The organism is Kushneria avicenniae (assembly GCF_900112585.1).
Lineage (GTDB): Bacteria > Pseudomonadota > Gammaproteobacteria > Pseudomonadales > Halomonadaceae > Kushneria > Kushneria avicenniae.
Genome location: NZ_FOLY01000002.1, coordinates 215,112 through 230,274 on the forward strand (window position 1 = coordinate 215,112; position 15,163 = coordinate 230,274).

Here is a 15,163-nt window from a genome sequence, read left to right on the forward strand (position 1 = left end):
GTGTTATTACAAATTCTGTACCGAGCCCGAGGCGTCCGCGCTTGTCAGGGTGGTGGGGTTGTGTATAAGGTGCCTGTTCCCGTCAGGGCAGCAGGTGGCTGCGACTGGCGTACTGGAATGTCATACTTGCCTTCCCGCTCGGAGCATCGATGTCGATAAACGAAACGGTTTCCCTTTTGTTGGACCCTGTGGGCATTGGCATGAACCCTGAGCAAAAGCGGGCCCCGAGTGGGCGGAATTCTGTAACAAGCGAAATGACGGCATGAAGATTAGAGCTACAGGTTGGGCGGTGTTGTTAATGGGCGCCTCCCAGGCGGCGTTTGCCGTGTCCTTCGAGGTTTCCGATATTCGCGTGGAAGGGTTGCAGCGTGTTTCTGCCGGCACCGTATTCAATGCGCTGCCCATTTCCGCCCACGACACGGCCAACGACGAATCGATCTCCAATGCCGGCAGGGCACTGTTTCGCACCGGCCTTTTTGACGACGTACAGCTGGGTCGGGATGGTGATGTTCTGGTCATCGATGTGGATGAGCGACCTTCCATCGCCAGCATCAATATCAAGGGCAACTCCAAGATTCCCGAGGATCAGCTCAGGAAGGGGCTGAGCGATGCCGGCCTTTCCGAGGGGCAGGTACTTCAGCGCTCCACGCTCGAAGAGATGCAGCGCGAGCTGGAGCGTGTCTATCAGGGACAGGGCCGCTACAGTGCCAGTATTTCGACCTCTGTTCATCAGCGTGACCAGAATCGCGTTGAGGTCGATATCAACATCAATGAAGGCAATGTGGCGCGCATCAAGCAGATCAATATCGTGGGTAACCATGATTTTGACGATGACACCCTTCGTCAGCAGTTCGAGCTCGAGGATCGCCCCGGCTGGTTCTTCGGCTGGTTCTCCTCCGATCAGTACTCCCGCGAGCAGCTTCAGGGTGATCTGGATCGCCTGAAGTCCTGGTATCTGGATCGTGGCTACGTCAATTTCTCCATCGACTCCACTCAGGTCTCGATCAGCCCCGACAAGTCTTCCATCTATGTCACGGTCAATGTGGATGAAGGCAAGCGCTATCGCTTTGGCGATATCAACTTCGCCGGCAATATCGAAATGTCCGATGAGCAGGCGCGCAGCCTGGTTCAGGCCAAAAGCGGTGAAACCTTCTCCCAGTCGGAGCTGACGGCCTCGTCCGAGGCGCTTCGCAAGGCCCTTGGCGCGCAGGGCTTTGCCTTTGCACGCATCGAGGCCGTGCCTAACGTTCATGACAACGATGATCAGGTGGATGTGACCTTCAACGTCGAGCCGGGGCGCCGTGCCTACGTTCGCCGCGTCAATTTCCGTGGCAATACCACAACGGCCGATGAAGTGCTGCGTCGCGAAATGACTCAGCTTGAAGGGGCGCCGGCGTCTACAGATGCCATCAGCGACTCTCAGGCGCGTCTTGAACGGCTGGGCTTTTTCCGTCAGGTCGAGGTCAATACGCAGCCGGTGGCCGATACGCCCGATCAGCTGGACGTGACCTATAACGTCGAAGAGCAGCCTTCGGGCAGCATTTCGGCCAGTCTCGGATTTGCCCAGTCCGAAGGCATCATCTACGGCGCTTCGCTTTCCCAGCGCAACTTTCTGGGGACGGGGAACCGCGTTGACATCGGGGCACAGACCAGCAAGTACTATCAGAATCTGCGGTTCAGCTATACCGATCCCTACTGGACGCTGGACGGCATCTCGCGCGGTTACAACCTCTATTATCGGGCCACCGATTACGAGGACTCCGATATTTCTACCTACTCCACCGACGCCTTCGGCGGCGGGGTGAATTTCGGCTACCCGATCAGCGACCTGTCGCGCCTGAACTTCGGCATCAATCTTGAAAGTCTGCACGTTGATGATTACGACGACTCTCCCTCCGAGATCGTTCAGTTCATCGACGATGAAGGCAAGGACTTCAATACCTACAGCCTGACGGCCGGCTGGTCACGCAACAACCTGAACCGTGGCGTTCTGCCTACGGCGGGCAGCTATCAGAATGCTTCCATCGAGACGGCCGGTGGCGATGCCCAGTTCTACAAGCTGCGCTATCAGGGGCAGAAGCTTTTCCCGATCAAGACCGAAGAGTGGGCGCTCAAGTTCCGTACGGAGCTGGGCTATGCCGACAGCTTTGGCGGCACCGACAACATGCCGTTTTACGAGAACTTCTACTCGGGTGGTCTGGGCTCCGTACGCGGGTATCGCAGCAACACGCTGGGTCAGAAAACCACCGAGCGCAACGACGGTGACGACGACACGCTGGGGGGTAACATCCTCATGGAAGGCTCTGCCGAGCTGATCTTCCCGACGCCGTTTATCGATGATCACCGCCAGGTCCAGACCTCGCTTTTCGTGGATGCCGGTAATACCTTCCTGAGCGACTGTTATCCGGTAGAATCAGGCCGCACTTCCGAGTGCAGCTCGGGAGTCGATCTGGGAGATCTGCGCTACAGCGTCGGCCTGGGACTGTCCTGGCTGACACCGGTAGGACCGTTGACCTTCTCGGTGGCTCGTCCCATCAGCAAAAAGGATGATGACGATACACAGTTCTTCCAGTTCTCGCTGGGTCAGACCTTCTGATCATTGGCCGTTGCGTTACAATGATATGAAATTCAGGAGTTGAGTGATGCGTAAGTGGATGCTGGCTCTGGCGATGACCGGAGCGCTTGGAACAACTGCGGGAGCTGCGCAGGCCAATGAAGTGGCGGTACTGGACTGGCAGCAGGCACTGCTGGATACCACTTCGGCCCAGCAGTCGATGAACCAGCTCAAGAATCAGCTGGGTAATCAACCGCAGCAGATCAAGGCGCTGGGCGAGGAAGTTCAAAAGCTCCAGCAGCGTCTGCAAAGCGATGGTGACGTCATGTCAGACAGCGAACGGCAAAACGTCATGCAGCAACTGCGTCAGAAGGGCGGTCAGTTCCAGCAGCAGCGGGGTCAGCTTGAGCAAAAGCGGGCCCAGCAGGAACAGGCTTTCCTGAAGCAGGCGCGTCCGAAGCTCGATCGTGCCATCGAGCAGGTTGTCAAGCGTCACAACGTGGATGTGCTGGTGGATCGCAACAGCGTGATCTACGCCGGTGACGCGCTGGATCTGACCCAGGAAGTGACCCAAACCTTCAATTCGCTCAACTGAAGGCGCGCGTCGCTCCATCACGATGACAAGATATTCAAGCCAAAGCTACACACTTGCCGATCTTGCCCGGCGTCTGGGCGCCACCCTGCACGGGGAGGGCGCCATCAGCGTTGACGGGCTGTCGACGCTGCAGGACGCCGGTGCCACGGACATCGCCTTTCTGGCCAATCATGCCTATCTGAAGGATCTGGCCAGCACGCGTGCCGCCGCGGTCATGCTGCATCCGGATCTGGTGTCACAGTGTCCCGTGCCGGCACTGGCCATCGATAATCCCTATCTGGGCTATGCGCACCTTTCCCGCTGTTTTGCGCCCATTCTGCCGAGTCAGAGTGGCGGCATTCATCCCACGGCTGTCATCGATGACAGTGCTCGACTGGGCAGTGACGTTACGGTGGCCGCCCATGCGGTCATCGGTGCCGGCGTCACGCTGGCCGATCGGGTAACGGTGGGTGCCAACAGCGTGATCGGCGATTACTGCACGATCGGTGAGAACAGCCTGGTCCATCCGGGTGTGACGATCTATCACGGCATCGTGATCGGTTCACGCGTTATCATTCATGGTGGTGCCGTCATCGGCGGTGATGGTTTTGGCTTTGCCCACGATGGCAGTCGCTGGCACAAGATCGAACAGCTTGGCGGTGTGATCATCGGCGATGACGTGGAAGTGGGCAGCTGCACCAGTATTGATCGCGGCGCGCTCGACGACACGATTATCGGTGATGACGTCAAAATCGACTCTCAGGTCCAGATTGCCCACAACGTCCACATTGGCGATCACAGCGCCCTGGCCGGCTGTGTCGGTATTGCCGGTTCCACTCATGTGGGTCGTCACTGTCAGCTCGGCGGCGGTGTGGGGCTTGCCGGCCACCTGACACTCTGCGATGGCGTGAATGTCACCGGCATGAGTCTTGTCACCAACTCCATCGAGGAGCCCGGGATCTACTCCTCCGGGACCGGTTCGATGCCCAATGCGCTATGGCGTAAAAACGCCGTGCGATTCAAACAGCTTGATCAACTGGCCAGAAGAATCACCCGTCTGGAACGCCACAGCGAGGGTGAATAGGCGCCCCGGGTTGCTGGTGCAACTGGTTTTCCACTGTTGCTGCGGCAGCAAACATCATGATGGCTGGCCACGTGCCCGCCAGTTACATGCCTGCCGGTTCGGCAGGCATTTCGTTATGTCAGAGGTTGTGAGCCCATGGTCATGGATATCAACGAGATCCAGGAATACCTTCCCCATCGCTACCCGTTTCTGCTCGTGGACCGCGTCACTGCGCTGGAGCTGGGTGAGTGCATTACGGCGTACAAGAACGTCAGCTACAACGAGCCCTTCTTTCAGGGGCATTTTCCGGGTCATCCCATCATGCCGGGCGTTCTGATCATCGAGGCGCTGGCACAGGCGGCAGGTATTCTCGGCTTCAAGACCGTCGACAAGCGTCCGGCCGATGGCTACATCTACTACTATGTCGGCAGCGATAACGTTCGCCTCAAGCGACCGGTTTTCCCGGGCGATCAGCTGACGCTGGAAGCGCGTATGCTCAAGGCGCGCCGCGGCATCTGGAAATTTTCCTGCCGTGCGCATGTTGAAGGCGAGGTCGTCTGTGAAGCCGACATCATCTGTGCCGAGAGGAAAGTCTCTTGATCCATCCATCTGCCATCATCGATCCTGCCGCGAGTCTGGCGGATGATGTCGAGGTCGGCCCATTCAGCGTGATCGGTGCCGATGTCGAGATCGGAGCCGGAAGTGTTATCGGGCCGCATGTGGTGGTCAGAGGGCCCACCAAGATGGGGCGCAACAACCGCGTCTATCAGTTCGCGACCATCGGTGAAGACTGCCAGGACAAGAAGTACAAGGGTGAGCGGACTTATCTCGAGATCGGTGACAACAACATCTTTCGCGAAGGCGTCACCATTCATCGCGGTACCGTTCAGGATCAGGGGATTACCCGTATCGGCAGCGGCGGTCTGTTCATGGCTTATGCCCATGTCGCACATGACTGCGTTCTCGGGGATAACGTGATTCTGGCCAATCAGGCCACGCTTGGCGGCCATGTTCACATCGGTAACAACGTGATTCTCGGTGGTCTGTCGGCCGTGCATCAGTTCTGTCATGTGGGCACCTACGCCATGTGTGGCGGTGGCTCCATCATCACCAAGGACATTGCAGCGTTTGTGATGGTGACCGGCAATCCGGCGACCACGCACGGGCTCAATGCCGAGGGCATCAAGCGTCGTGGCTTTGAAAGCGATGTCGTCAGCGAACTACGTCGTGCTTACAAGCTGGTGTTTCGTAGCCAGCAGACGCTGGCTCAGGCGCTTGAAACCCTGGAACAGCAGGACAACCGCAGTGCCTGGCTCGACGTCTTTATCGATTCATTGAAAACGTCATCGCGCGGCCTGACGCGCTGATGGCGACAGCTGCTCCTCGGAGAGGATCACGATGCGCGTTTTTCTGGTAGCCGGTGAGCTCTCGGGCGATATCCTGGGGGCGACACTGATGCGAGAGCTCAAGCGTCGTCATGGTGATATCAGTTTCCGGGGCATCGGCGGTCCCCGGATGATCGAGGAGGGGCTCGATAGTCTCTATCCGCTGGAAACACTCTCCATCATGGGGCTGGTCGAGGTGTTGAAACACCTGCCCCGGCTGGTCGGCGTGCGTCGTCATCTGCGTCGTGAGGCACTGGACTGGCGGGCCGACATCATGATCGGCATCGATGCCCCGGATTTTAATCTGGGGCTGGAAGCACAACTACGAGCCCGGGGCATGACCACCGCGCATTATGTCAGTCCTTCGGTCTGGGCCTGGCGTCAGGGGCGGGTCAAAAAGATCCGTCGCGCCGTCGACATGATGCTGACCTTTCTGCCCTTCGAGGCCGAATTCTACGAGCGTCACGACGTTCCGGTGCAGTTTGTGGGGCATCCGCTGGCCGAAGAGCTACCACTTGACGATGACCGCCACCAGGCGCGACAGGCGCTGGGCCTTGATGAGCATGCCCGCGTGCTGGCCGTTCTGCCCGGTTCGCGCGGCAGTGAAATCGGCTTCATGACGCCCGTGTTTCTGAAAGCGATACGGCTTTTGAGACAGCGCCTGCCCGAGCTCGAGGTGGTCATTCCCGCCGCCACGCCTGCACGTCGCGATGAGCTGCTGGCACATGGCGTGGTAGAGCAGGGCGTCAGAGTGGTGGACGGGCGCGCCTGGGAGGTCATGACAGCTTCCGATGCGGTGCTGCTGACCTCTGGCACCTCGGCGCTGGAGGCCATGCTCTGTCACCGCCCGATGGTCGTGGCCTATCGTATGGCGCCCGTGACCTGGCAGATTGCCCGGCGCATGGTGAAAACACACTGGATTTCGCTGCCCAATCTGATCGCTCAGGAGCGCCTGGTGCCCGAGCTGATTCAGGATGATGTCACCGATGAAGCCATTGCCGCGGCGCTGACCCCCATGCTGGACAACGATGCTCACGCCCGTGCGTTGACCGAGCGATTTATCGACATGCACCGAACGCTTCAGCGCGGTGCCAGCGCCCGCGCTGCCGGGGCCATCATGGAACTGATGGCCCGGCCCAACCGAGACAGCAGCGCTACAGACTCATGAACTTTATTCCCGAAATTACCACTCAGGGCCCGGAGCATCCGCCGCTGGTCATTCATTATGACGGCTGGCGACTGGCTGGCGTTGATGAGGTCGGCCGCGGTCCTCTGATCGGCTCTGTCGTCGCCTGTGCCGTCATGCTTGACCCTGGCCGCCCCATCAAGGGGCTGATGGATTCAAAAAAGCTCACCCCTGCACGACGTGAGGCTCTGGCCGCCCGAATTCGCGAGCAGGCGCTGGCCGTTTCACTGGGCGAGGCAACGCCCGGCGAGATTGATACGCTCAATATTCATCACGCCACGCATCTGGCCATGCGCCGTGCCATCGACGGTCTATCGGTGACGCCGGAATATCTGCTGGTCGATGGCAACCGGATGCCGGGGCACTCGATTCCCGGTCAGGCCATCGTCAAGGGCGATGGCCGGGTATCGGCCATCGCTGCGGCTTCGATCGTGGCCAAGGTCGCCCGCGATGCCCAGATGCAGGCCCTTGATGCGCGACATCCCGGATATGGCCTGGCCGCCCACAAGGGGTATCCGACAAAAGCGCATCTGGAAGCGCTCGAGCGCCTCGGGCCGCTTCCCGAACATCGCCGTTCCTTTCGCCCCGTCAGGGCGCTCTTGCAGGGCTGACCGCGCTGTCAAACGCCTGTTTCCTCTCTTTGGCCTACTGGCCTGGCAGCGGTGTTCATCGGTACCATGGCCTGACCTGTCCGGTGTTCCCCGATGCCATTCGTTGACTGATGTCATTCGTTGATCATAGCGAGCTGCTTCCATGACCACGCCCTTTGTACATTTGCGACTGCACAGTGAATATTCGCTGACCGACGGGCTGATTCGGCTCAAGGCGCTGACGCAGAAGGCGGCCGAGATCGGCCAGCCGGCGCTGGCCATCACCGATGAAACCAACCTGTTCGGTTTGGTCAAGGCCTACAAGCAGGCGCAGGGCGCCGGGCTCAAGCCGATCGTGGGGACCGATGTCTGGCTGTATAACGCTCAGGACGCGGCGCATCCCTATCGACTGACCCTGCTGGCCATGAATCAGACCGGCTATCGCAACCTGACCGAGCTGATCTCGCGCGCCTGGCAGCACGGCCAGCAGCAGGGACGCGCCTATTTGCACAAGGAGTGGGTGCTCGAGCAGAGCGACGGGCTGATCGCACTCTCCGGGGCGCGGGAAGGCGAGATCGGCCGCTATCTGCTCCACGGCCACGCCGAGACTGCCCGCGAGCTTTTGAGCGAGTGGCAGCGTTTCTTCCCGGACCGCTTCTATCTGGAGCTTCAGCGTACCGCGCGTGAAAACGACGAGGAGTGCCTGCACCTCTCGGTTCAGCTCGCCATGGAGACCGGCACACCGGTAGTGGCGACCAACGACGTGCGCTTTCTGTCGCGCGAAGAGTACTGGGCGCACGAGACCCGGGTGTCCATCGCCGAAGGCAAGGCGCTGGACGATCCGCGTCGCGAAACGCGCTACACTGAAGAGCAGTATTTCAAGACGCCCGAGGAGATGGCAGAGCTTTTCGCCGACATTCCCGAAGCGCTGGAAAACAGCGTCCAGATCGCGGCGCGCTGTAGTGTCGAGATGCGACTGGGTGAGATCTTTCTGCCCGAGTATCCGGTGCCGGAAGGTCAGACAATGGAAGCGTTCTTCTGCGAGCTTTCCCATGACGGTCTGAGCCGGCGTCTGGATCTGCTCTTTGGCGGCGAGCGACCCATCTATCCGGGGCGCTCGCGTGAGGAGCATGAACCCGAATATCGCAAGCGACTGGATTTCGAGCTCAACATCATCAATCAGATGGGCTTTCCCGGCTACTTCCTGATCGTGATGGACTTCATCCGCTGGGCCAAGCAGAACGACGTGCCGGTCGGCCCGGGACGTGGCTCCGGTGCCGGTTCGCTGGTCGCCTACGCGCTCGAGATTACCGACCTTGATCCGCTCGAATACGACCTGCTGTTCGAGCGTTTTCTCAATCCCGAACGTGTCTCGATGCCCGACTTTGACGTCGATTTCTGCATGGAAAAGCGCGATCGGGTCATCGACTACGTGGCCGACCGTTACGGCCGCGACGCTGTATCGCAGATCGTCACCTTCGGCACCATGGCCGCCAAGGCCGTGGTGCGTGACGTCGCCCGCGCTCAGGGCAAGCCCTACTCGCTGGGCGACAAGCTCTCAAAGCTCATCCCTTTTGAAGTAGGCATGACGCTTGGCAAGGCGCACGATCAGGAAAGCGCACTGCGCGAATTTCTGGGCGTCGATGAGGATGCCCAGGAGATCTGGGAGATGGCGCTCAAGCTCGAAGGCATTACCCGCGGTACCGGCAAGCATGCCGGCGGCGTGGTCATCGCCCCGACCAGTCTGACCGATTTCTCGCCGCTGCTGTGCGACGAGGACGGCAGCGGTTTGATGGTGCAGTACGACAAGAACGATATCGAAGAAGCCGGGCTGGTCAAGTTCGACTTCCTGGGGCTTCGTACGCTGACCATCATCGACTGGGCGCTCGAGATGGTCGACGAAGTACGGGGCCGTGAAGGCAAGGGCGCGCTCGACATCGCCACTATTCCGCTGGACGACCGGCCGACCTTCGACATGCTCAAGAAGGCTGAGACCACGGCGGTGTTTCAGCTGGAATCCCGTGGCATGAAGGAGCTGATCAAGCGTCTCCAGCCCGATTCGCTTGAAGACATGATCGCCCTGGTAGCGCTGTTTCGCCCGGGTCCGCTGCAGTCCGGCATGGTGGATGACTTCATCAACCGCAAGCACGGTCGGGCCGAGCTTGCCTATCCGCATCCCGATTATCAGCACGAGTGGCTCAAGAGCGTGCTGGAGCCCACCTACGGCATTATCCTCTATCAGGAGCAGGTAATGCAGATTGCCCAGGTGCTGGCCGGCTACAGTCTCGGTCAGGCAGACATGCTGCGCCGCGCCATGGGCAAGAAAAAGCCTGAAGAGATGGCCAAGCAGCGTGCAGGCTTTCTGGAGGGGTGTGCGCAAAACGGTATCGACGCCGACCTGGCCGGTAACCTGTTTGATCTGGTGGAAAAATTCGCCGGCTACGGCTTTAACAAGTCGCACTCGGCCGCCTACGGTCTGGTCTCCTATCAGACGGCCTGGCTCAAGGCGCACTATCCGGCGCCCTTCATGGCGGCGGTGCTCTCTACCGAGATGGACAACCTCGACAAGGTGGTGCCGCTGATCGAGGAGTGTCGCCGCATGGGGCTGAGCGTCACGCCGCCGGACGTCAACATCGGCAGCTACCGCTTCAGCGTCAACGAGCAGGGTGAGGTGGTCTACGGGCTCGGTGCAATTCGCGGCGTGGGCGAAGGCCCGATCGGTGCCATCGTCGAGGCGCGTGATGAGGGTGGTCCGTTTCAGGACCTGTTCGACTTCTGTCGTCGTATCGATGGCAAGCGCATGAACAAGCGCACGCTGGAGGCACTGATCCGCTCCGGCGCGCTGGATCATCTGGGGCCGTCGCGGGCGGTGCTGTTCTCGGCGCTGGAAGACGCGCTGCGGGCGGCGTCACAGAGTCAGAACAACGCCAGCATCGGCATGATGGACATGTTCGGCGAGGCCTTTATCGGCGAAGAAGCCGGCGGCAGCGATGTCTACAGCGATCATCGCGGCGCGCGCAACTGGAGCGACCGGGACCGCCTGGCCGGTGAAAAGGACACGCTGGGGCTCTATCTGACCGGCCACCCGATCGACGAGTACGAGGCCGAGCTCAAGCGCTTCGTTTCCACCCGGATCGTCGATCTCAAGCCCTCGCGGGAACCCCAGCGTGTGGCCGGATTGATCGTGGCCATGCGTACCATGAAATCCAAACGCGGTGATACCATTGCCTTTGTCACTCTGGATGATCGCACCAGCCGTATCGAGGCGTCGCTGTTCGGCGAGCTTTACGATCAGGTTCGCCAGCATCTGGCCGCTGACCGGGTCGTGATTCTGGAAGGCGAGGTGAGTCTGGATGACTATTCCGGCGGCCTGCGTCTGCGCGCGAAGGAAGTCACGCCGATGGTCGAGGCACGCGAGCGCTTTGGCGAGGCGCTCGAGATCAGCATCGATGCCGAGCGCATCAACGGCCGCTTCAGCCGTACGCTCATGGATCGGCTGACACCCCATCTGAGTCAGGAAGGGCTGCCGATCCGTCTCAACTATCGCAACAGCCACGCCGGCGGCTGTCTCGAATTCGATCCGCAGTGGCGGGTGTCGCCCTGCGATGAGCTGATCACGGGGCTTCAGGAGGGCGTCGAGGGCCATCCCGAGGTCAGGCTCTGCTACCGTTAAGGGAAGTGATCGATGAGCAGACGACATCGCCGGTCAATGGATGTCGTCTCAAGGTTGCACCCAACGCCCACAATGGGATAATGGCCCACCGATTCACCGACGCCGTGCGCTGCCTGTCTGTGCTGCGACGGTCCAGGCCGATACTGTCGTGCACGCCCTGCGCTGCTCGCGTTGATGAAAGAGCTTTGTGACGACCCCTATGAATCCGAATTATCTCGACTTTGAACAGCCGATTGCCGAACTGCAGGCCAAGATCGAAGAACTGCGTCTGGTGGGCAACGACAGCAAGATCAATATCAGCGACGAGATCGCCAAGCTTGAGGACAAGAGCCGCAAGCTGACCGAACAGATCTTTCGCGATCTGACCTCGTGGCAGGTGTCCCAGCTGTCCCGTCATCCTCAGCGGCCCTATACGCTGGACTATCTTGACGAAATCTTTACCGAATTCGATGAGCTTCACGGTGATCGAAGCTTTGCCGATGATGCCGCTCTGGTCGGCGGTGTGGCGCGGCTGGATGATCGCCCGGTCATGGTCATCGGCCATCAGAAGGGCCGCACGGTCAAGGACAAGGTGCGCCGCAATTTCGGCATGCCGCGTCCGGAAGGCTATCGCAAGGCCTGCCGGTTGATGGAGATGGCCGAGCGTTTTCATATGCCGATTCTGACCTTTATCGATACGCCCGGCGCTTATCCGGGCATCGATGCCGAGGAGCGGGGCCAGAGCGAAGCCATTGCCCGCAACCTGGCGGTCATGTCGCGTCTGAAAACCCCCATCATCTCGACGGTGATCGGTGAGGGTGGCTCCGGTGGCGCGCTGGCGATCGGCGTATGCGACTCGCTCGCCATGCTGCAGTTCTCCACCTATTCGGTGATCTCGCCGGAAGGGTGCGCCTCGATTCTGTGGAAGAGCGCTGATCGCGCCTCGGACGCCGCCCAGGCCATGGGCATCACGGCGACCCGTCTCAAGGAACTTGGGTTCGTGGATGAGCTGATCGAGGAGCCGCTGGGCGGCGCGCATCGCCATGTCTCCGACATGGGCCGTCGTCTCAAGACCTCGCTTTTGCAACAGCTGGATGTCCTGCAGGCCATGGACACCCAGTCGCTGCTGGAGCGCCGCTACGAGCGACTGATGAGCTACGGCGCGCTCGATTAAGTGCTGCTGTCATGACGCTCTGTGAAACGGGAAGGCTTTGCCTTCCCGTTTTTGATGATAGCAACGCTCAGGGGCATCCGTGGCGGACGCACCCTGTCGGCAGCGTTGAAACCTCGTGGAGACTTCCCCCATGAGTTCATCACTTGAAGTACGTATCGAGCACGCACTGGCGGTGCTATACCAGCGCTCGGCCCCCACGACGCTCTGGGTGGCGCTCTCCGGCGGGCGTGACAGCAGCTGTCTATTACTGCTCGCCGCCCGCGCCGTGCAATCCTGCCCCGGCATTGTTTTGCGTGCCGTCCATGTTCATCACGGGCTGCAGTCGGCCGCCGATGACTTTGTTGACACAGCGCGCCGGCTTTGCGATCAGTTGGCGGTATCGCTGCACATCGAGCGAGTCACGCCCGGGACCCGCGATGGGCTTGAAGCCGAGGCGCGCCGCGCCCGCTACGACGTTTTCAAGGCACTGCTTACCCCCGGCGATATCCTGTGGATGGCCCATCACCGCGAGGACCAGGCCGAAACGCTGCTGTATCGCATGATGCGTGGCAGCGGCGTGCGCGGTCTTGCCGGCATGCCCCCGCGTCGGGCTCTGGGCGTTGGCTGGCTGGAAAGGCCGCTGCTTGATACCTCGCGCTGTGAGATCGATGCCTTTCTGGCCGCAGAGCGCATCCCTTGGTGTGACGACCCGACCAATGCCGATGATCTTCAGGATCGTAACTATCTGCGCCATCGGGTGATGGCGCCTCTGAGCGCTCGCTGGCCGGCGGCGGCCGAGCAGATGGCGCGCAGCGCGGACTATCTGCGCGAGGCGGATGAGCTTTTGCAGGCGCTGGCAGAGAAGGATCTGGCCGCGCTGGGCGACGTGCCCGAGCGCCTGCCGCGCGCCGCGCTGTGTACACTGAGTCGGTCCCGACAGCGACTCGTCATCAATGCCGCGCTGACGCGCCTGGGGTTGGCTCTGCCGCCACGCGGGCGGCTGGAGACGCTGCTGGATCAGCTGGCCGGTGCCGGTACTGATCGTCAGGTACAGATCGACTGGCCCGGCGGGCAGGCGCGCCTCTGGCGGGAGACGCTTTACCTGCTGATCGATAGTAAAGGAGTTGCGCCGCAGCACGCATGGTCGCTTACGTGGAATGGCAGAGCGCCGATCGACACGCCACTGGGTGCTATCCGGCATCAACTGACGCCCTTGACGGGCGGCGAGGCGGCGCTGACGCTATCGCCCAGAGTCGGCGGCGAGAAACTTGTGCGCTACGGGCAGCGACGCCTGCTCAAGAAGCTGTTGCAGGCGCAGGCCATTCCGCCCTGGGTGCGCGAAAACATCATTGTCGCCTGGCACGATGGTGCGCCCGTGGCCGTTCTGGGACCGCTGGCGCTGGCAGCCGATGGCTGGATGCTGGAAGAGAAAGGGTGCCCCGGTGCGTCAGGGCGTGTTGATCGCCAGCGATAGCGCTGCCTGCTCCTGCCACTGATGTTCCAGTACCAGATCCTGGTGCAGCAGTTCGGGTACCGCATGAGGAAAGATCAGCGTCAGTCGTTGATCATCGGCATGCAGCTCGGGTTGCCAGTCGCTTGATCCATCGCGCGCGCGGCACAGCACCACGGCCAGCCGCAGGAGACGCGCCAGCTGTATGAGATCATTTGCCGGCAGGGCGGTGCGGCGTTCGGGCGGCGGTTCGGGAAACTGACGCCGATGGGCCTGCACCAGCCAGGCCAGTGCCAACTGATCGGGCAGCGAAAACCCCGGCATGTCGCTGTTGGCCAGCAGATAGCTGCCGTGCTGATGGTAGCGGTTGTGGGCCACGCCCAGTCCGATTTCATGCACCATGGCGGCCTGTTCCAGCAACTGCCGGGCCTCGTCACCCAGCGCCCAGGTATCGGCCACCTGGTCGAACAGCGTCAGGGCCGTGGCCGCTACGTATCCAGCGTGTGGCTCATCGACCTGATACTGACGCTGCATGCCGGCAAGCGTGGTGTGGCGGACATCGGCGCCGGTATCGCGTGACAGTAGATCCAGCAGCACGCCGTCGCGCAGTGCACCACTGGTATGCTGCATTCGCTCCAGCCCCAGCGCCTGAAAAATGGCGTTCAAAATGGCGATGCCGGCCGGAAAGACCCGCGCACGATTGCTCTTGAGTCCCGGCAGGCTGACATGATCAAGGTGGCCGAGATCGATCAGTTTCCGGCGCAGCGCCACAAGCCCGTCACGCGTGATCTCGCCCTTTTTGAGATGTGGATGCAATGCTCTGAGCGTTGAGGCGGCCGCCTTGATGGTGCCGGAGGTACCGATGGCCTGCTCCCAGCCCAGCCGCCTGTAGTTTGTGGTGATGTTGGCCAGCTCCAGCAGCGCGGCCTGCTCGGTGGCCTGCATGGTCGCCTCGGTAATCTCCCCGCTGGCAAAAAAGTGTCTGGTGTAGGCCACACAGCCCATTTCCAGACTTTCCAGCGCCAGAGGGCGAGTGCCGGCACCCACGATCAGTTCGGTTGAACCGCCGCCGATGTCGGCCACCAGACAGTTGGCGGTCTCTTCCTGCCAGGCCGTCGAGGCGCCCTGATAGATCAGGCGCGCTTCCTCGCGTCCGGAAATGGTTTCGATGCGCTGGCCCAGGCACTGCTCGGCGCGAATAACGAAGTCGATGCTGTTGGCCGCCGAGCGCAGGGCGTTGGTGCCGACCACTCTTAGCCGGTTGACCCGGTGTTCGTCGATGATGGTGCCAAACTCTTCCAGACATTTCAGGGCGCGCGCCATGACGTCTTCATCAAGCCGGCCCTGATCGTCCAGACCGGCGGCCAGCTGTACCTTGCGGCTGCACTTTTCAAGCTCGGTAAAGTGGCCGTTGTCGACATCGACAATCAGCAGGTGGAAGCTGTTGGAGCCCAGATCCACGGCTGCCAGGCGCAGCGGGCCGGAAGAAGGTAATGTATGAGAGTAGGTCATGAGCCTGTATCCATGGCGTTGCTGCTCTTGCGGGCCCGGCGCAT

At 61.0% G+C, this 15,163-nt stretch carries 11 protein-coding genes; 10 read left to right on the top strand and 1 reads right to left on the bottom strand.

The genetic code is table 11. The features are described 5' to 3' along the window. Window positions 1-262 precede the first annotated feature (262 nt). The 10 genes from bamA (at window position 263) to tilS (ending at window position 13,631) form a co-directional block, all read left to right on the top strand. Window positions 263-2,596 carry an outer membrane protein assembly factor BamA gene (gene bamA / locus BM079_RS04330; RefSeq protein ID WP_090131183.1) on the top strand — a complete coding sequence of 778 codons (2,334 nt, stop codon included), beginning with the start codon at window positions 263-265 and terminating at the stop codon, window positions 2,594-2,596. A 46-nt stretch (window positions 2,597-2,642) separates the two neighbouring features. After that, window positions 2,643-3,149: an OmpH family outer membrane protein gene (locus BM079_RS04335; protein WP_090131185.1), complete on the top strand. Its 507-nt coding sequence runs from the start codon at window positions 2,643-2,645 to the stop codon at window positions 3,147-3,149. A gap of 22 nt (window positions 3,150-3,171) precedes the next feature. Beyond that, entirely contained in the window at window positions 3,172-4,212 is a 1,041-nt protein-coding gene (lpxD, locus tag BM079_RS04340) for a UDP-3-O-(3-hydroxymyristoyl)glucosamine N-acyltransferase (RefSeq protein WP_090131188.1), read from the top strand. Between the two features lie 135 nt (window positions 4,213-4,347). Further along, the gene (gene fabZ / locus BM079_RS04345; RefSeq protein WP_090131190.1) at window positions 4,348-4,791 is read left to right on the top strand and encodes a 3-hydroxyacyl-ACP dehydratase FabZ; all 444 of its coding nucleotides are present in this window, start codon (window positions 4,348-4,350) and stop codon (window positions 4,789-4,791) included. Then, window positions 4,788-5,558 (top strand): acyl-ACP--UDP-N-acetylglucosamine O-acyltransferase, encoded by a 771-nt coding sequence (gene lpxA, locus BM079_RS04350; protein WP_090131193.1) that lies wholly within the window; start codon window positions 4,788-4,790, stop codon window positions 5,556-5,558. The genes fabZ and lpxA overlap by 4 nt, the downstream gene beginning before the upstream one ends. Window positions 5,559-5,589: 31 nt before the next feature. Next, window positions 5,590-6,744 (top strand): lipid-A-disaccharide synthase, encoded by a 1,155-nt coding sequence (gene lpxB / locus BM079_RS04355; protein WP_090131194.1) that lies wholly within the window; start codon window positions 5,590-5,592, stop codon window positions 6,742-6,744. Next, window positions 6,741-7,373, top strand: a complete 633-nt coding sequence (rnhB, locus tag BM079_RS04360) for a ribonuclease HII (protein ID WP_090131196.1) — start codon at window positions 6,741-6,743, stop codon at window positions 7,371-7,373. Before lpxB ends, rnhB begins: the two co-directional genes overlap by 4 nt. A gap of 142 nt (window positions 7,374-7,515) precedes the next feature. Then, the gene (dnaE, locus tag BM079_RS04365; RefSeq protein WP_090131198.1) at window positions 7,516-11,025 is read left to right on the top strand and encodes a DNA polymerase III subunit alpha; all 3,510 of its coding nucleotides are present in this window, start codon (window positions 7,516-7,518) and stop codon (window positions 11,023-11,025) included. Window positions 11,026-11,224: 199 nt separating this feature from the next. Further along, on the top strand, window positions 11,225-12,178 hold the full coding sequence (gene accA, locus BM079_RS04370; protein ID WP_090131200.1) for an acetyl-CoA carboxylase carboxyl transferase subunit alpha: 954 nt from the start codon (window positions 11,225-11,227) through the stop codon (window positions 12,176-12,178). A gap of 130 nt (window positions 12,179-12,308) precedes the next feature. Further along, entirely contained in the window at window positions 12,309-13,631 is a 1,323-nt protein-coding gene (tilS, locus tag BM079_RS04375; protein ID WP_090131202.1) for a tRNA lysidine(34) synthetase TilS, read from the top strand. Here tilS and BM079_RS04380 read toward each other — a convergent pair. Further along, window positions 13,605-15,119, bottom strand: a complete 1,515-nt coding sequence (locus BM079_RS04380; protein ID WP_090131204.1) for a Ppx/GppA phosphatase family protein — start codon at window positions 15,117-15,119, stop codon at window positions 13,605-13,607. The two genes, tilS and BM079_RS04380, sit on opposite strands and share 27 nt — an antisense overlap. Between the last annotated feature and the right edge of the window lie 44 nt (window positions 15,120-15,163).

Excerpts from the sequence above, each read along its gene's own strand:
- bamA (WP_090131183.1), top strand. The coding sequence starts at position 263 with ATGAAGATTAGAGCTACAGGTTGGGCGGTGTTGTTAATGGGCGCCTCC.
- BM079_RS04335 (WP_090131185.1), top strand. The coding sequence starts at position 2,643 with ATGCGTAAGTGGATGCTGGCTCTGGCGATGACCGGAGCGCTTGGAACA.
- lpxD (WP_090131188.1), top strand. The coding sequence starts at position 3,172 with ATGACAAGATATTCAAGCCAAAGCTACACACTTGCCGATCTTGCCCGG.
- fabZ (WP_090131190.1), top strand. The coding sequence starts at position 4,348 with ATGGTCATGGATATCAACGAGATCCAGGAATACCTTCCCCATCGCTAC.
- lpxB (WP_090131194.1), top strand. The coding sequence starts at position 5,590 with ATGCGCGTTTTTCTGGTAGCCGGTGAGCTCTCGGGCGATATCCTGGGG.
- rnhB (WP_090131196.1), top strand. The coding sequence starts at position 6,741 with ATGAACTTTATTCCCGAAATTACCACTCAGGGCCCGGAGCATCCGCCG.
- dnaE (WP_090131198.1), top strand. The coding sequence starts at position 7,516 with ATGACCACGCCCTTTGTACATTTGCGACTGCACAGTGAATATTCGCTG.
- accA (WP_090131200.1), top strand. The coding sequence starts at position 11,225 with ATGAATCCGAATTATCTCGACTTTGAACAGCCGATTGCCGAACTGCAG.
- tilS (WP_090131202.1), top strand. The coding sequence starts at position 12,309 with ATGAGTTCATCACTTGAAGTACGTATCGAGCACGCACTGGCGGTGCTA.
- BM079_RS04380 (WP_090131204.1), bottom strand. The coding sequence starts at position 15,119 with ATGACCTACTCTCATACATTACCTTCTTCCGGCCCGCTGCGCCTGGCA.